At 60.2% G+C, this 17502-nt stretch carries 16 protein-coding genes; 5 read left to right on the forward strand and 11 right to left on the reverse strand.

Translation table 11 applies throughout. The features are described from left to right. The 4 genes from D8U18_RS21285 to D8U18_RS21300 all read right to left on the reverse strand — a co-directional run. The coding region (locus tag D8U18_RS21285) for a curlin (RefSeq protein ID WP_131108359.1) at positions 1-1418 on the reverse strand (1418 nt) is incomplete at its 3' end. 27 nt (positions 1419-1445) lie between these two features. After that, positions 1446-1907 (reverse strand): curlin, encoded by a 462-nt coding sequence (locus D8U18_RS21290; protein WP_056856864.1) that lies wholly within the window; start codon positions 1905-1907, stop codon positions 1446-1448. Positions 1908-1967: 60 nt separating this feature from the next. Continuing rightward, on the reverse strand, positions 1968-4217 hold the full coding sequence (locus D8U18_RS21295) for an Ig-like domain-containing protein (protein ID WP_131108360.1): 2250 nt from the start codon (positions 4215-4217) through the stop codon (positions 1968-1970). 35 nt (positions 4218-4252) lie between these two features. Continuing rightward, positions 4253-5599, reverse strand: coding sequence for a hypothetical protein (locus tag D8U18_RS21300; RefSeq protein ID WP_130906502.1), 1347 nt, complete (start codon positions 5597-5599; stop codon positions 4253-4255). A gap of 277 nt (positions 5600-5876) precedes the next feature. Between D8U18_RS21300 and D8U18_RS21305 the strand changes: the two genes are divergently transcribed. The 4 genes from D8U18_RS21305 (at position 5877) to D8U18_RS21320 (ending at position 11684) form a co-directional block, all read left to right on the forward strand. Continuing rightward, positions 5877-7325, forward strand: a complete 1449-nt coding sequence (locus tag D8U18_RS21305) for a HAMP domain-containing sensor histidine kinase (protein WP_131108361.1) — start codon at positions 5877-5879, stop codon at positions 7323-7325. 247 nt (positions 7326-7572) lie between these two features. Next, positions 7573-8688 carry an SCO family protein gene (locus D8U18_RS21310; protein WP_130905106.1) on the forward strand — a complete coding sequence of 372 codons (1116 nt, stop codon included), beginning with the start codon at positions 7573-7575 and terminating at the stop codon, positions 8686-8688. Between the two features lie 100 nt (positions 8689-8788). Then, positions 8789-10285, forward strand: a complete 1497-nt coding sequence (locus tag D8U18_RS21315; protein WP_131108362.1) for an ATP-binding protein — start codon at positions 8789-8791, stop codon at positions 10283-10285. Further along, on the forward strand, positions 10254-11684 hold the full coding sequence (locus tag D8U18_RS21320; protein ID WP_056856858.1) for a sigma-54 dependent transcriptional regulator: 1431 nt from the start codon (positions 10254-10256) through the stop codon (positions 11682-11684). Before D8U18_RS21315 ends, D8U18_RS21320 begins: the two co-directional genes overlap by 32 nt. A gap of 15 nt (positions 11685-11699) precedes the next feature. Here D8U18_RS21320 and D8U18_RS21325 read toward each other — a convergent pair whose 3' ends face one another. Further along, positions 11700-12083 carry a hypothetical protein gene (locus tag D8U18_RS21325; RefSeq protein WP_056856857.1) on the reverse strand — a complete coding sequence of 128 codons (384 nt, stop codon included), beginning with the start codon at positions 12081-12083 and terminating at the stop codon, positions 11700-11702. A gap of 178 nt (positions 12084-12261) precedes the next feature. On the opposite strand from D8U18_RS21325, the gene D8U18_RS21330 reads away from it, so the two are divergent. Then, positions 12262-13068 (forward strand): class I SAM-dependent methyltransferase, encoded by an 807-nt coding sequence (locus D8U18_RS21330; RefSeq protein WP_131108363.1) that lies wholly within the window; start codon positions 12262-12264, stop codon positions 13066-13068. Positions 13069-13312: 244 nt separating this feature from the next. Here D8U18_RS21330 and D8U18_RS21335 read toward each other — a convergent pair whose 3' ends face one another. The 6 genes from D8U18_RS21335 to D8U18_RS21360 form a co-directional block, all read right to left on the reverse strand. Continuing rightward, positions 13313-13627, reverse strand: a complete 315-nt coding sequence (locus D8U18_RS21335; protein ID WP_056856855.1) for an addiction module antidote protein — start codon at positions 13625-13627, stop codon at positions 13313-13315. A 2-nt stretch (positions 13628-13629) separates the two neighbouring features. Beyond that, positions 13630-13923: a type II toxin-antitoxin system RelE/ParE family toxin gene (locus D8U18_RS21340; RefSeq protein WP_056856854.1), complete on the reverse strand. Its 294-nt coding sequence runs from the start codon at positions 13921-13923 to the stop codon at positions 13630-13632. A 130-nt stretch (positions 13924-14053) separates the two neighbouring features. After that, entirely contained in the window at positions 14054-14746 is a 693-nt protein-coding gene (locus D8U18_RS21345) for an N-acetyltransferase (protein WP_056856853.1), read from the reverse strand. Further along, complete coding sequence (locus D8U18_RS21350; protein WP_056856922.1) at positions 14743-15558, reverse strand: ChbG/HpnK family deacetylase; 816 nt, start codon at positions 15556-15558, stop codon at positions 14743-14745. Before D8U18_RS21350 ends, D8U18_RS21345 begins: the two co-directional genes overlap by 4 nt. Beyond that, positions 15530-16735, reverse strand: coding sequence for a GNAT family N-acetyltransferase (locus D8U18_RS21355; protein ID WP_056856852.1), 1206 nt, complete (start codon positions 16733-16735; stop codon positions 15530-15532). Before D8U18_RS21355 ends, D8U18_RS21350 begins: the two co-directional genes overlap by 29 nt. A 4-nt stretch (positions 16736-16739) precedes the next feature. Beyond that, positions 16740-17429 carry an N-acetyltransferase gene (locus tag D8U18_RS21360; RefSeq protein WP_131108364.1) on the reverse strand — a complete coding sequence of 230 codons (690 nt, stop codon included), beginning with the start codon at positions 17427-17429 and terminating at the stop codon, positions 16740-16742. Positions 17430-17502: the final 73 nt, after the last annotated feature.

A 17502-nucleotide genomic window follows, 5' to 3' on the forward strand; every position in this document is an offset into this window, starting at 1 on the left:
GAGCCAAACTGGTGCACGGTGGCCGTTTGCGTCATGCCGCTCTGATCGACACTGGCGATGTTGCCGGTGCCGCCCTGGGTGACGTAAGCCACGTTCAGGGTGTCGGCCTGTTTGATGGTGATCATGTTGTCGTCGCCGTACAGCTGGGCGGTGTATGCCTGGTTGCCGGTGCCTTCCTGGTTGAACTCGGTGCTGTTGCCGGTGCCGTTGGTGCTGCCCTGGGCCAGGTTGGTGGTGCCGCGCTGGTCGGAGATCAGGATGTTGTCGCTGCCGTTTTGATCGAAGTACAACTCGTTGTAGGAGTCGGCCTGGCTGACCGTGGTTTTGTTGCCGGTCCCGGTCTGGTTGGTGGTCATGACGTGGCCGACGCCGTCCTGGGTGAAGTTGGCGACGTTGCCGCTGCCGGCCTGGTTGACGGTGGCGCGCTGGTTGCTGCCGAACTGGCCGCCCGATTGCGGGCCTTTCCAGTTGCTGGCATAGACCTTGTTGTCGCTGCCCACCGACGTGGCATTGAGCACATGGCTGTCGCCGCTCTGGTAGGTGAAGTGCACGTTGCCGGTGCCCTGTTGATAGAGCGCGACAGTGGAACCGAGTGACTCGAACTGATCGGCGTAGATGGCGTTGAGGTCGCCGACCTGCAGCACGGTGGCGACGTTGTTTTCGCCAAAGCTCTGATCGACGATGGTTTCGTTGGCGCCGCCATATTGGTTGATGGTGGCCTGGGCGTTGACCTGAGTGTCTTGCCAGACTTCGGAGCCGTTGCCGTCGCCGTACTGGTTGATGGTCAGATTGCCGCCTTCACCATAGCGCTGGTCGCCATAGGCATAGTTGGTGCTGCCGGCCTGGTTGATGTTGATCTGGCCGTTCATGTGGCCGATCTGTTCGGCAGTTGCGTAGTTGGTGGTGCCGTACTGGATGATGACCGCGTTGTTGGCCATGCCTAACTGGATCTGTTCGATGTTGGCTTCGTTGCCGTCGCCGTACTGGTAGGTTTGCCCGGAGGTGTTTTCCTGACTGTCCTGATAGATGAAGGAGAAGTTGCCGGAGCCTTCCTGCTGTTGCAGTGCTTCGCCATTGCCGACCCCGATCGACTGGCTGGCATGGCTGATGTTGAAGCTGCCGGTCTGGGTTTGTGTGATGGTGCTGTTGTTCTCGAACAGTTGTTCTGCGTACCCGGCGTTGTAGTCGCCGACCTGGGTTTGGGTAATGGTGCTGGTGGCCGTGTCTTGCACGGCGGCCGCATCGTTGCCCTGGCCAACTTGCTGCTGGGTGACGGTACTGAACGGAGCATTGCTCTGTTTCACATCGGCGATGTTGGCGGTACCGGCCTGGTCTTGTATCGACAGGCTGTCATCGGCCATTGCCTGGGCACTGACAATGACCAGTATGGCGGCTGTGAGGGGCGTCAGTTTGAACATTTTGAAACCTCCAAGTGGTGCAGTGCTTTAGCGAAATTGAGTGACCGATACGCTCATGCCATTGCCTGCCTGGGTCACAGCGCTTTGCTGACCCGTGCCGGCCTGGACGATGTTGGCGTCGTTGTTGTTGCCGTTCTGGGAAATCTGCGCACGGTTGTGGCTGCCGGTCTGGGTAATCGATGCGGCGTTGCCGGAACCTTGCTGGTTGATCAATGCCATCAGGTCGCTGCCTTGTTGCAGGATGAACGCTTCCTGATTGCTGCCTGACTGCACGATCTGGCCGAGCAGCGACTGGCCGTGCTGTTGCAGCAATGCGACGTTGGCCTGGCCGTTCTGGTCGATCAACGCTTGCTGGCCCACCGGGGGCGGCAGCTCGCCGAGATCGGCAGCGGGTGCCAGGTCGTCGTTTTCCAGCAAATCGTCGGCGCGCACGCCCGCGCTGCTGCAGAGCAGAAGCAGGCAGAGCAGGGCGGCGGTCGGCGTTTTCATGATGCAGTCCTTTGGTTGAGGGCTTGCCCCACCCGCCGCAGCGGCCGGTGGGGCGAGCGCTTACTGCACAGTGACGTTGACGGTTCGCACGGTGCCTTGGGACGAGGTGATGGTGGCTGTAGGGCTCGCCGACGGAATTACCGTGGTCGAGTTGCTGACGGTCAGGCGCCAGCGTCCGGTCAGCGGCACCGTGGTGCTACCCAGGGTTACCAGCCCGGTCGGCGTGGTCACCTGGATGGTGATGGTGTTGCCAGTGGTCACCGACGAAGTCCCCGTGAAGTCCCAGTTGAAGCGATTGTTGGAACGGGCTGTCACCGTGGCTGCCGTGACCGCGAAAGTTTCCGCGGCAGGACGTGGCGAGACCTGCACCGTGACCGTTGCCGGTGACGTCGACTGGGCACCGAAGCTGTCCCGGGCGATGTAGCTGAAGGTCGTAGTGAACGCCGTGGTGACCGTCGCCGGTGGGTTATAGGTCAGGACGGTACCGTTGCTGGTCACCGAGCCGCGATCCGCCGGTGGTTGGGTGAAGCTGGCGATTGCGAGCGGCACGTTGCCTTCCGGATCGGTGTCGTTGGCCAGCACGTTGATCGGAATCGACACACCCAGGGTCGCGATGCTGTCGGCGACGGCCACCGGAGGCTGGTTCGGCGCCACGGTGATGGTCACGGTCGCCGCAGCGGTCGAGGCCAGGCCCTTGGCATCTTGAGCCTTGTAGGTGAACGTTGTGGTCAACGGTGCATTGACCAGGGCTGGCGGGGTGTAGACCACCGCGGTGGAACCGTTCAACACCACGCTGCCCTGGCCGGCAGCCGGTTGGGTCAACGCGGTGATGCTCAGCGGTGTGTTGCCATCCGGGTCGCTGTCGTTGGTCAGCAGGCTGAGGGTGATCGGCACGCCGAAACTGGTGCTGCCACTGTCGGCGACAGAAAGCGGTGCCTGGTTTTCACCGGTGTCCGGCGCGGTGCCGACCACGACGACCGGCTCGACATCGCTGCCACCTGAGGCCGATTTGATGGTCACGCTGGCCGGAGGCTGAGGCAGGTCGGCGACGGTCAGGCGTTGCAGGGTGCCTGACTTGGTTAACCGTCCGTAGCCCTGGGCAACCATGTCCGGTACCACCACTTCGTCCGACGAGATGGCTTCGATCAGCAGGCTGTGGTCGCTCCAGTTATAGCGAGCGGTTTGCACTTTCACCACGTCAGTGACTTTGCTCGAGACCGCTGTCGGCCGGGTGGTGCCGGTCGGGTCGGTCGCGGTGAGCACGACCACAGGCGGTACGGTGCTGCCGGTCAGGCGGTGGCCAAAGAACTGGCCGGTATTGTCGCCAAGCATGCTGGTGAGGCACGGCGATGGTGGTGGTCCGGGAACCAGAGCCACGGTTTCGCGGAAGCACAGGCTCGAATTGTTCGCCGATTTGCCGAACACCTCGACCCGGGTACTGCTGGTGCCCGGTCCTGTAGAAGTGCGGCGGTAAGTCGCGCGTCCGATTTCCGCAAGGGTCTGCGCACGGCTGTCGAGGACTTTGCCGGACACGGTAAAAAGCGTGGTCTGAATGGTCCCGGGCGGGCCCTGGACGCGCAGGAAGTTGGTGTTGTTGGGGCTGCCGGTGACCGCTTCGGTAAGGTTCGGGTCACCGACGAACGTCTCGATGGCGCCCGTGTCCGGGTTCACTTCGGTATAGGGACCGTTGACGCTGCGCAGGAACGGGCCGACCTCACCGTTCAGAGCACCACTGAAGTTGCCTGGTGCGCCGATGCCGATGTCGCGGGTGATGTTGATGGCACGACGGCCGGGCGTGGTGACGTTGACCGTTTCCACGCCGTACGGGTGGGTGATGGTGTAGGTGCCTGCCACCGGTACGTTTATCCGCAGGCGAATGCGGGCGAAGCTTGCCTGGTCACCGTCGACAGGGTTTTCCGCGGCGAATGCCGCTTCGATCCCGGCCACGTAGGCGTCGACGCCATAGCCGCCGACATCGGGGATGGTGGTTTCGGCGAGGAACCAGAAGGTTTCCGGTGGCCAGTTATCCGGGAACACCATCGGCAGGGTATCGTCATACACCCCGGGTTCCGGATTGAGGATGCACATGTAGGCAGGCGCACCGGGAGCGCCAGGCGAACGCGAGCTGGTGGCCCGCGACTGGCACAGTTCCAGCGACAGTGAATTGTTGTCCTGATACCACATGGGGAATTTCCCCGTGGCAAAGGTGTAGGGACCGGGATCGACCGCAGCGAGTTGCGCGAACGCACTGCCGGTCAGCGAAAGAGTCAGCCCGAGCGCGTTGAGCGCAAAGCGTGGCCACTTGTTCATGATGCCTCCTGATGCGGGTCTGGGCATGAGAGCGTTCATTGCACGATGACCACTTCTTCGGTGTCGCTGCCGCCATTGGATGACGCCACGTGAACCTTGGCCGGTGGAATCGGCGAGATGCCGGTCGACAGGGATTTCTCTGCGCCATCGCCACTGAGGGCGCCGATGGCGACCCCGGTACCGGTAGTGACGGTGAGGACCGGAGGCGAGGTTTCATCGCTGGTCGAGGCCACGACAGTGATCTGTCCGCTGTTCAGGCTGTACTCGGCCCGTGAGATCACCACCAGGTCGGTCAGCGGCATGGAGATGGAGGTTGGGGTGCTGGTGGGAATGGCCAGGTGGTTGTCAGCCGTCACCACCAGGTTGCTCGGCAACGTCGGGTTGGCGGCGGACTGGGCGTACCAGTGGCCGGTGGTGTCAGCCTCGGTGAGGTTCAGTACCGGGCTGTTGCTGTCCAGCTTCACGGTGGCCGGTGGCGGCGGTGCCAACACGAAAACGTCTTGTTGCGCCACGGGTGCGCTTTCACCTGCCTTGCGAGAGTAGGTACTGCGCTCGGCGATCAGCGGAGTGGGGCGGGTCACCGTCGACAGTTTGCCGGAAATGGCCATCACCGTTGTCCGCAAGTCCAGGCCGTTCGGGCCCTCGATGCGAATGTAGTTGGTGTTGAACGGACTGCCGGTAAAGGCTTCTGCGAGGTTTGGATCGCCAACGAACTGCTCGGCAGCACCGGTGACCGGGTTGGTCTCGGTGTAGGGGCCGTTGACGCTGCGCAGGAACGGGCCAATGTCACTTTTGAGCGCGCCGTCATAGGTTTTCGGCGTACCGATACCGATGTCCCGGGTCATGTTGATGGCGCGGGTCCCGCCCGCGGGAACGTCGAAGATGTCGACGCCGTAGGGGTGGGTGATGGTGTAGACGCCCGCGGTGGGCACGTCGACCCGAATACGGATACGACCGAAACTGACCTGATCACCTTCCTTCGGTTCTTCGGCGGCGAAGGCTGCTTCGACGGCGCTGACGTAGGTCAGGTCGATGCCGCGGGCAGCATCGACGATGGCGCCGTCGCCGGTGAACCAGAACGTTTCATCGGGAAAGTTGCTCGGGAAAACGATGGGTTGGGTGTCGTCGAAAACCCCGGGAGTTGGATTCAAAACACACATGTAGGACGGCGCACCGGGTGCGCTGGGAACCCTGGAACTGACAGCCTTTGACAGGCAAAGGTCGAGGGTTCGACCGTGACTGTCTTGGTACCAGGAGGCGAAACCTCCAGTGGCAGATGCATAGGGGCCGGGGTCTACGGCAAACAGTGCAGCCTGGGCGACGCCTTGGGCCATGGCACTGACGATCAGAGCGATCGCAGTTTTGGACAGTAAAGGGTGCATGTGTAATCCCTCTATCAGAGTACCTGCCCCTTGGATATGGGTCAGTTGGGAGGGCTTCGGCAACTCCCATGCCAATCGCGAAAAACGGCTATGAGAGGCCCGGTGCACAGGCGTTCGCCTGGCGACAAGCTGCATTTGCCTGCGGAGGGGAACGGGCCTCTTTCCCCAGGATTGGGGGTAGATGGGGGCAACGGAGCAGGGGGAGAACAGGTTGCAGCCGGGCAATCTGCCAGCAGTGGGCTATAAACCTATAGGGGCTTTTGCGGGAACAATATTGATGACCACGCTTGCCAAGACACTGACCACCGACCAGGCCGACATGCGCTTGAGCTCGCGCAAACAGCCGTTCAACCTGCTGCGTTGGTTTTCGCTCATCAGCATGGCGGTGATCGGCACAGTGGCGGTGGCGTTGGGCTCGGTGTCCACCAAGTTCGTGATTACCGAAAGCGTGCAGCGCGATGCGTTGCTGACATCTCAGTTCATTCAGGCGATCGCCGCCGCCGAAGTCCGCCACGTTTCAATCCCCAACGTGCGGACCATGGGCGAGTTGCTCGACCCGCGCAAAGATCGGGATTTCCCTGACGTCGATCCGATGGCCCGTGCCAATGCCCGGGGCGAGTTCCTCGACCACATCGAGCATTTGCCGGACGTGATCCTGGCGAACATCTATGCGCCTGACCGGATGATTATCTGGTCGACCAACCCGGCGCTGATGGGCACCACGATTCATGTCGATGAGGATCTGGATCAGGCCTTCGCCTCGAAGACACCGGTATCGGCCAGTTACCATGATGTCGACCATGGCCGCATGGAACAGAAGTTCGTCACACCGCCGGAATACATCTTCATCGAAAACTACATTCCGCTGTTTGACGCCGAAGGCAAAAACGTCACTGCGATGGTCGAGATCTACAAGGAGCCCAAGGATCTGATCAGCCGCATGGAACGTGGCCTGGTCTTGATCTGGCTGGCGACGGCGTTGGGCGGTGGGTTGATCTACCTGGGTCTTTACTGGATCGTGCGGCGGGCGGCGATTTTGCTGGCGACGCAACAAAAGCAACTGATCACCAACGAAACCTACGTGGCGCTGGGCGAGATGTCCTCGGCAGTGGCCCACAGTCTGCGCAACCCTTTGGCGACCATTCGTTCAAGCGCCGAGTTGGCGCTGGAGTTCGACAGCGGTCCGGCGCACAAGAACATCAACGACATCATCGGCCAGGTCGATCGCATGTCGAAGTGGGTCCGGGAGTTGCTGCAATCCTTGCGGCCGCTCAACGACGAAGCCGAACCGGTCAACCTGGTCGCGGTGCTGCACGACAGCCTGAACGCGTTCGAGCAGCAGATCGCCAGGGGCCGGGTCACGGTGGTGTTTGCCCCCAAAGAGACGCCGATGGTCTTGAGTCAACACGTGCAGCTGACCCAGATTCTCAACAGTTTGCTGGCTAACGCGTTGGAGGCCATGGACGAAGGCGGTACGCTGACGATCAGCCTGGAACCGAGTGCTTCCCAAGGTGTGTGCGTGACCATCGGCGACACCGGCAAAGGCATGAACGAAGAGCAACGGCGCATGGCTTTCCGACCTTTTTTCACCACCAAGCAAGGTGGGCTGGGGGTCGGGCTGGTGTTGGTCAAGCGAATCATGGAGCGCTTTGGCGGTACGGTGGCGCTCGATAGCCGTGAAGGCGAAGGCACGCGCGTGCGTCTTTCGTTCAAGTTAATCCCCTGAAAACGGGGGGCAACTTTCCCCGTTAGCGGGTGCCATTCCCCAATTTTTCCCCCGAACATGGCAGATTGATGTTGATAGGCCATTGTTTTGTCGCTGGTTAATGCTTTTGTATAAATCAGTTACAAGATGGCGAGCTCCTTGCACATGCTCCATCACCCCCTTCACATATTTCGAGGTGGTTGGTGATGGACAAAAAAGAGCGCCTCCCCACCGGTGACGGCTTCGGTCCGAAAGTGACGGCCCAGCCATGAACCGGGAGGGTGTCGACGTGAGACGCCATACACCACGCTCGCGCGCCTTGGGCATGCACCTTGTGCTGCTGTTGTCGGCCTGTTTGCTGGCCAGCCAGTTGCTGGTCGCCAAACCGGTGCCACCGACACCCGCACCGGCAACAGAAACCGCAGTCGCCGATAGCGCCACTCCGTGGGGTGGCGACTATTTCCCCAACACCCTGCTGACCAATCAGGACGGTCGGCAGGTGCGGTTTTTCGATGACCTGATCAAGGGCAAGGTGGTGGTGATCAATTTCATCTTCACTTCGTGCAGCGACTCCTGCCCACTGGAAACCGCCAGGCTGCGTCAAGTGCAGAAGTTGCTCGGCGACCGGGTCGGCAAAGACGTTTTTTTCTACTCCATCAGCATTGATCCCTTGAGCGATACGCCCGCAGTGCTCAAGGCCTATGCGCAACGCTTCCAGGTCGGTCCGGGCTGGCAGTTTCTCACCGGTGAGTTCGCCGACGTCACCGAGCTGCGGCAGAAACTCGGGTTGTTCATCGAAGGCGTCGACAACGGGCGCAGCAAGGACCACAACCTGAGCCTGATTGTCGGCAACCAGTCCACGGGGCGCTGGATGAAGGCGTCGCCATTCGAAAACCCGTGGATTCTGGCCGATCAATTGGCCAATACCCTGCAGAACTGGAAGCAACCGAGCGTTGAGCAAAATTACGCCAACGCTCCCGAGATCCGCCCACCGAGCAGCGGCGAGGAATTGTTCCGCACCCGCTGCGCGTCTTGCCACAGCCTGGGGCCAATGGACGGTCAGGGCATCGGCTTGCGCAGCATCGGTCCGGATCTGATCGGCGTGACCCGTCAGCGTGATCCTGCCTGGCTCAGTCGCTGGATCCGCGAACCGGACCGCATGCTGGCGGAAAAGGACCCGATTGCCATGGAGCTGTTCGAGCGCTTCGACCAAATCCCGATGCCCAACCTGCGCATGGACGAACGTGCCGCGCAGTCGATCATCACGTTTTTGCAGGAAGAAACCGATCGCCAGCATCCGCCGTCCAGCGCGTTGGCTGCTGGTAACGAAGCACCCGAACATCAACATTCCATCGCGGTTCCAGACAAAGCGCAGGTGCAATAGTGGCGAAATAGATTCATTGCCCGGGCATTGCGATCAATGCCACCTACACTGATTCGAAACACGGCTGAAAAGGCTTGTAACCCGCGACCAGGACAGTCCCATGCAGACACTGGAAGAACAAAATGCAGCTGTCCCGACAGTACCGGCAGCGGCAGAGGGTAAGGATTGGCGTCCGCCCTTCAATCTGGTGCGCTGGTTTTCCCTGGCGAGCTTTCTCATTATTGCCGCCGTGGCATTGGGGCTCGGTTACGTCTCTACGCGCTTCGTGGTTGAGGAGAGTATCGAGCGCGATTCGATGCTGACTGCGCAGTTCATTCAGGCGATTGGCGATGCGGAAATTCGCCATGCTTCAATTTCTCCCAACCGGACCATGGGCGAGATGCTCGACCCACGGCAAGAAAACGCCTACCCCGATGTCGATCCTGTAACCCGTGCCGCTGCGCGCATTGAGTTTCTCGATCATGTGGAACACCTGCCGGGCATACTGCTGGCGACGGTGTATGCGCTGGATCGCACCGTGGTCTGGTCAACCAACCCGGAGCTGATCGGTGTGCGCATCGAAGATGACGAGGAACTGGACGAGTCCTTCGAAATGAAAGAAGCAGTGTCCACCAGCTACCACGAAATCGATGAGGAACGTCCCGAACAGCGTCTGTTGCGTGAACCCCAATACCTGTTCATCGAAAATTACATTCCGATGTTCAATGCCGACAAAAGCAAAGTGATCGCCATGGTGGAGATCTACAAGGAACCGGTGGATCTGGTTGAACGCATCCAGCGCGGGTTCAAGGCGATCTGGCTGGCGACATTGCTCGGCGGGGCGGTCATTTATCTGGGCCTGTTCTGGATCGTGCGCCGTGCAGCGATGTTGTTGCAGAGTCAGCAAAAGCAATTGGTGGCCAATGAAACCTTTGTCGCCCTCGGCGAAATGTCTTCGGCAGTGGCGCACAGTCTGCGCAATCCCTTGGCGAATATTCGTTCCAGTGCCGAACTGGCCCAGGAAATCGCCAGCCAGACTGCGCAGAAGAATATCGGCGACATTATCAACCAGGTCGACCGCATGTCGCGCTGGGTGCGCGAATTGCTGGTGTCGTTGCGACCGGTCAACGACGACTTTGAAAACGTGGACCTGGTGTTGGCCATCGATGACACCTTGAATGCGTTCGAACCGCAGATCAAACGCTCGAACGTCGAGGTGCGTTTCATTCCGACGACAGTCCCCCCGGTCCTCAGCCAACAGGTGCTGCTTACACAGATTCTCAATAGCCTGTTCGCCAACGCCCTGGAAGCCATGCCCAAGGGCGGCGTGTTGAGCATTGAGATTGAGCAACCGTCGGCCGATCAGGTGAGCATGATCCTCAATGACACCGGCAAGGGCATGAGCAAACAACAGCAGCAAATGGTCTTCAAGCCATTCTTCACCACCAAACAAGGGGGGCTGGGCGTGGGCCTGGCCCTGGTCAAAAGAATAATGGAGCGTTTCCAAGGCTCGGTCGAACTGACTAGCCAGGAGCAGGAAGGAACCCGCGTTTGTCTCAATTTCAAAGTGGCAACGGGAGGGGAATATGGAACACAGCATACTGCTGGTCGAGGATGATGAGCTGCTTGCCGAGAATATTCAGACCTACCTGGAGCGCAAGGACTTCGAGGTAACGGTCTGCCACTCGGCCGAAGACGCACTTGAGCAATTGAAGACGTTCGCACCGGACGTGGTGCTCACCGACAATTCGCTGCCAGGCATGAGCGGTCACGGCTTGATCCAGAAGCTGCGCATCAGCGCGCCGGATATGAAAGTGATCATGATGACGGGCTACGGCAATGTCGAAGACGCCGTGGTGGCGATGAAAGAGGGGGCTTTCCACTACGTCACCAAACCGGTGGCTTTGCCCGAACTCAAGCTGTTGCTGGACAAGGCCCTGGCCACCGACCGGATGGAACGCACGCTGTCGTTCTATCAGGAGCGCGAGGCGCAGAAATCCGGGGTTCAGGCGCTGATCGGTGAGTCCGCGCCCATGGTCTACCTCAAGGGCACCATCGCCCAGTTGCTCGACGCCGAGCGACGCATGGCCAACAGCGACCTGCCGCCGGTCCTGGTGGAAGGCGAAACCGGTACCGGCAAAGAGTTGGTCGCCCGGGCACTGCATTTCGACGGCCCACGCAACAAAGGCCCGTTCATTGAATTCAACTGCGCGTCGATCCCCTCCAACCTGGTGGAGTCCGAGCTGTTCGGGCACGAGAAAGGCGCCTTTACCGATGCCAAGGATCGTCGGCTGGGGCTGGTGGAAGCGGCCGATGGCGGGACATTGTTTCTCGATGAAATCGGCGAGATGGACCTGATCCTGCAGGCCAAGCTGTTGAAGCTGCTCGAAGACCGGACCATCCGCCGGGTCGGTTCGGTGAAGGAGCGCAAGGTCGATCTGCGGGTGATCAGCGCCACAAACTGCAACCTCGAACAAATGGTTCAACAGGGCAAATTCCGCCGCGACCTGTTTTTCCGCCTGCGCATCATTTCGATCAAGGTGCCGCGCCTGTACGCCCGTGGCGAAGATATCCTGTTGCTGGCCCGACACTTTCTGGCTGCCCATGGCAAGCGCTACGGCAAGCCGAACCTGCATTTCAGCGACCAGGCCGAAGAGCTGCTGCTCAATTACACCTGGCCGGGCAATGTGCGTGAGCTGCGCAACATGCTGGAACAAACCGTGTTGCTGGCGCAAAGCGACACCATCGCCGCGCATCAATTGAACGTCTGCATGAGCCTGGTGGACGAGCCGGCGATGTTTCAGCATGAACTGCCGCCCAGCGAACCACGCCCGACCTACAACGGCACCGAATCGATGAACCTGCCGGAGGTCGAGCGTGACATGGTGCGCAAGATGCTCGACAAGACCGATTGGAACGTCACCAAGTCCGCGCGACTGCTGGGCCTGAGCCGCGACATGTTGCGCTACCGGATCGAAAAGCTCGGCCTCGCGCGTCCGGACAAACGGCAGTGGTAGGCAGAAGCCGCCGGGTTACAAGGACGGACCCGGAGCGCTCAGGCAAGCCAGCATGCAGGTCGGGTCGATCACTTCATGATTGACGTAGACACCGCGAGCCGCATCGTAGGTGCGGATGAACACGCGCACGGTGGCGTCCGCTACCGTCGGCAACTGCGAGTCGGAAAACACGTGCTCGCTGGACACCGGAATGAAGGTCTGGGGGGAAGTCGGGATGTACGCGCCCGGCGGCACGGTGCTCAGTGAAGGTGGGGCGGGGTGGGCGAAAGGCTGGTCAGCCCCGTAATAGTGGAATTCAGTGTTCGATTGGTCAGTTTGCATCAGGCTGTCGTCCGCCAGCGCGACGCCGGTGGCAGTCAGGCAAAGGGCAAGCAACAGCGTGTGTCCGGTCTTGTTCATGGCAGCACCTGCGAAATCGGTTAATCCGCATTTCCCCCGAGGTCATTAACTATAGCGCTCCCGTGGGCGGGCGTCGGCGTTGCCTGTTTACAAGATCGCAACAAAGCCACGAAGAGGCTTTAAACCGAGATGATCTAGACTCGGGCCGTCAATCATTGACCCGATTCTGGAGTGTGCAATGGAAATGCCGACAAAAGAACAAGCCATCGCAAGCAACCGCGATGCCTGGAATGACTCCGCTCGCCATCACAAGGAATCTGCCGAATGGCAGCAACATTGGATCGCCGTGGCGCACGCGGACTTTACCTGCCTTGATGAGACCCTGACCGGTGTGCTGACGGAAGTCGGTATTGATGGCAAGGAAGTGGTGCAACTGGGCTGCAACAACGGCCGCGAAAGCCTTTCCCTGTTCGCCTTGGGGGCGAGGCATGTGACAGGGGTCGATCAGTCCGCAGCGTTTCTCGGCCAGGCGCGAGAACTGGCATCACGCTCGCCCCACGAGCCTGAGTTCATCAAAGCCGACATTCATCATTTGCCGCTGCAACTGAAGGGGCGCTTCGACGTAGCCCTGATCACCATCGGCGTCTTGAACTGGATGCCGGACATAGCCGAATTCTTCCAACATGCGGCGCAAACCCTCAAGCCGGGCGGGGCCTTGATAATCTACGAAACCCATCCGTTTCTGGAAATGTTCGATCCCGACTCAGCCGATCCCTTTGCCTTGAGTTCCTCGTATTTTCGCCGGGAGCCTTTCGTGCAAAACGAGCCGATCGTCTATGAAGGCAAAGTCGAGCAACCGGCATCCCCGTCCTACTGGTTCGTTCACACCCTGGGCGACATCCTCAATGGTGCCATTGCTGCCGGACTGCAGATCAACCACTTCAAGGAATACCCGCATTCCAACCGCGAAGAGCTTTATGACCTCTATCAGCAACAGGAAGCGCAGTTGCCGATGTGTTTTACGATGGTTGCGGTGAAATGCTGAAGGGCGGGGCACCTGGACTGACGCCATCGCCGGCAAGCCGCGCTCCTACAGATTTTGAGGTGGCCGCAGTTTTTGTGCTGGGCACAAAGCCCCTGTAGGAGCACAGCTTGCTGGCGATGGCGGAATGTCAGGCACCGATGATGTTGAATATGCCGCCGTCATCGCCGGCAAGCCGTGCTCCTACAGGTTTTGAGGTGGCCGCATGCTCGCGAATGAAGCGACGCCGTTGGCGCAAGGCTTCAGGTCAAGCCTGAGCCGCCGTGGTCACGGCGACATGCCCCGGTTGCGCGCAAAGCTCAATGCCCAGCGCATGAATGACTTTTAACACCGTATCGAAACGTGGTTTCGCCCCTGGCGCGAAAGCCTTGTACAGGCTTTCGCGCCCCATCCCGGCGTCTTTGGCTATTTGTGTCATGCCGCGGGCTTTTACCACGTAGCCAATTGCTCGAAGAAACTCCTCGTTGTCACCTTCAGCCAGCACTTGGGAGAGGTACTCACTGATGGCTTCATCGCTGTCGAGCAGTGTGGTCATATCGAAGTCAGTCAAAGTCTGGCTCATGGTTAAACCTCCTTTGCCAATTTTTTTGCGTGTCTTATATCAGCGGTTTGAGTTGATTTGTCACCCCCAGCCAACAGGATGATGACGACACCGTTTCTCATCGTGAAGTAAATGCGGTACCCGGCACCAACGTCCACGCGCATTTCGGAGATGCCATTACCCACTGCCTTGATATCGCCAAGGTTGCCCGCGGCGGCTCGATCAATGCGACGGGCTATTGCAACCTTTGCCCGCATATCGCGAACGGAGGTATGCCATGCGGCGAAAATGCCGGTTTGCTGGACAAGATAATTCATCGCTCGAATGTATCCAAATGGATACGGATGAGCAGTCAGACATTTCCGCGCTTGCCTGAGTTTTTTCGGTAATTCGTGTGGGCGGGCCTAACCGCCGATGGAGCCGTAGCGGCCCCATCGGGTCATTCGGTCAAGCCTGAGCCGCTGCCGTCACCACTGGCCGGCCCGGTTTGCGCAACGGGTCGAGGCGCGAGCCGCTGTAGCGGGTTTCGCGGAAGAAGCGCCAGCGGCCAAAGAGGCCGTAGACATGGGTGACTCGCCCCTGCTCCTGATAGCCCATGCGGATGTGCAGTTTCAGCGCGGGGATGTTGTGGGTTTCGCACACATCCACCACCTTGTTGCAGCCTTGCGCCGCCATCGCTTCCCACAGCGCGATCTGGACGTCCACGGACAGGCTGCTGCCGAAATAGGCGCGGATCATTTCCCCGCCAAACTCGAAGAACTCACCGGGTTTGACCGGAAACCAGCAACCGTAATAGTGGCGGTCGTGGTAATCACGCGTGCTGCCCCAGATAAAGCCTATGGCATGACCGTCTTCGTCCACGTACATGTGCCCGGTGTGACCTTCGGCGGCGAGTTCGGCCATGGTTTGTACGCGGTCACCGAAATGCTTGGCAAACGCCGTGGCGTTTTCCGGGGTGATGATGACCTGGCGCACCCCGGAGTAAGGACGCAACTTGTGCGGCGGTACGGGGCTGACCAGGTCGCGCTCCATCCACAACAACTCCCAGTGGAAAAACACATAGCGTTTCCACAGAGTGCTGAACGTGCGGCTCAAGCCTTTTTGTTTGATTCGTTCGCGCAGTTGCTGGATCAGGCTCATGAAGCCCTCCTTGGCCAGGTTGGCCGTGTGTTGGATGAAGGTATTGACGGACAGTTGCAAGCTTCGCTGTAAGCCACCCTGGGTACCCCGGGCAGGCGTTGTTCGAGCAGGACGCTCAATGACTCCCCCTGATCCAGATAGGCATCGCCGAAATCGGCGCCGAGCTGATTGGGGTGGGCGACAATTTCCAGCAAGCCTTCGCTGGGTGGCGCAGCGTTGCGCAGATCCACCGGGGTGCAGACGTAGTCGGCGGTTGCACCGGCCAGGCTGTTCAAGCGGTGGTTGAGCAATTGTTTGAACAGGCGTTTGGGCAGGCTGAGGTTTTGCCCCAGGTTGCGCGCCAGCCGCACGGGCACGCCTTGCCGGGCCGCGAAACGCGCCACGATCTCGCCGATGGGCCAGATGTTGTGCACGTGTTGATGGGAGTCCAGGTGACTGGGGCGCACGTCGTTATCCAGGCAACGTTGCCATTGGGCTTCGAGCTCTTCCTCGACCGCCAGGCGATCCTGACGCCCTAGCCACAGGCGCGTGCGCGACAGGTTGAGGTCGAACACGCCGGCACTGTCACAGAAGGTCCTGCGCGAGAGAATGCGTCGGCTCAATGGGCGGCCGTAGGTCAGGTTGAAGTGCAGGCCGATGCGCCCTGCCAGCAACGGATGCTGGGCCAGGACACACGCCGCTTCGAAGGCCGGCATGTTGGCCATGGCGGTCGCGGAACTGATGACCCCGGCCTGGAATGCGCCCAGGATCACTGCGTTTTCGCAGGCGCTGAGGCCGAAGTCGTCAGCGTTGACTATGACTTGCTGTGGCATGTTCGCCCTCCATGAGTTTTTCGGTGCAAGCCGGCGCCTTGACCACCGGTGCGGTGACCGGGGCAGGGCTGCTGGCCGCGGTCCTTCGTTTCGCCCGCCACTGCTGCATCAGGGGTTTGACTTGCTGCCAGACACGCAACCCCAGGCCCAGCACCAACCCGCTCGGGCGCCAGGAGTAAAAGCTCCAGCGCCAGTGTTCCATGTGCCCGGTCATGCGTTCATGCAGTTGATGACTGGAATTTTCCAGGCTGACCCGCGACGCATCGATCCAGTACCAGTTATCGTCCAGGCCCCAGCGGATCCATTCTTCGAGCAGCACCCGACCGCTGCCCAGATCGGCATATTGCGGCAGGAACGCGAGGTTGTAGTCGTACAACCGACCCTGTTCCAGCAAACCGAGGCGATAGCTGATGCAACGCCCGTCCAGTTCCAGTGTCACCACGCGCACCAGACCTTGGGCGGCGAGGGCGGTGAAGGCTTTTTCCATCCATTGGCGGCGACGTTCATCGGCAAAAATGCCCACGCCTTCATCACCTTTCCAGCTCACCGCTTCCACCTCGGCGATGGCCTTGAGCAGCGGCCCCATGGTCGTTGCATCGGGGGTAATACGGCGGACCTGTGCGCCACAGGCGGCAATACGCTTGCGTGCCCGGCGCAGTTTGTAGCGCGGGTCGCCGGAAACTTCCTGGCGATCGGCATCGGTGATCAAATGCACTGGCACCCGACAACCGAGGCGGCGCTCGGCGGTCGAGCTGCGCGCGAACCATGACCTCAGTGCATGGTCTTCGCCGGCCAGTTCATTGAGTTGCAGCAGGGCATGGGGCAAGCACCGACGAATCTCGGTCAACGCCTTGCGCAGGCCTTCGGCATCCACGGTCGCCAACAGCGCAAGGCGATCGGCCAGGGGAAAGCCCAAGTGATGCAATACCCGAAACGGCAAGCCGCCGAACCGTTCGACGGATGCGACCAAGGGTAGACACAGCACCAGTTCATCGGCCTGCCAGCCGAGCAAAACATGCAGCCGTTCGCCAGCCGTCAAGGCCTGTTGCGACGCAGCCATCCAGGCCAGTGCGTTGAACGGTGTGTGGTCCATCACTCGCAGGCGCAGCGCTTCATAGGCCGCAGCGGGAAAGTCTGCGGCGCACAGCGAAGTACGCCATTCAAATCGCACGGTCATAGGCTCAGGCCACCGAAGCAGGGGAAGGTGAACGTTCCGGTTTGCGCAAGGCATCCAGGCGCGAGCCGGTGTAGCGGGTTTCACGGTAAAAACGCCAGCGACCAAACAGTTTATAAATGTTCATGATGCGCCCCTGTTCCTGGTAGCCGGTGCGAATGTGCAGCTTCAGGGCCGGGACGTTGCTCCACTCGCACACGTCCACCACCTTGTCGCAGCCTTGGGCATGCATGGCTTTCCACAGCTCGGTTTGCAGGTCCATCGACAGCGACGTACCCCAGTAGCCCCGGCTCAGTTCACCACCAAATTCGAAGAACTCGCCCTCTTTGACCGGAAACCAGCATCCGTAGTAGTGGCGGTCGTGGTAGTTGCGTACGGCACCCCAGATAAACGCCACGGCGTCACCCTTTTCATCCAGATGCATCTGCCCGGTGTGACCTTCGCGGGCCAGCTCGGCCATGGTTTCCACGCGGTCGCCGAAATAGCGGGTGAATGCCACGGCGTTTTCCGGGGTAATGCTGACCACTTGCAGCGGCGGATAGGATTTGAGTTTGTAAGGTGGAATGGGGCTAACCAGGTCGCGTTCCATCCACAGCAGTTCCTGATGGGAAAACACAAAGAGTTTCCATACTTTCTTAAGGGTGGCACGCAGGCCTTTTTGTCTGATGTGTTGGCTGAGTTTCTGCAACGCACTCATGTTTTTGGCTCCTGGCGGACAGTCCCGCAAGTGGAGTAAACCAGCGCACGGCGAAATGCCGGCGCGGCCAGGC

This window comes from Pseudomonas sp. Sample_10, assembly GCF_004321495.1.
In the GTDB taxonomy this organism is placed as follows: Bacteria; Pseudomonadota; Gammaproteobacteria; order Pseudomonadales; family Pseudomonadaceae; genus Aquipseudomonas.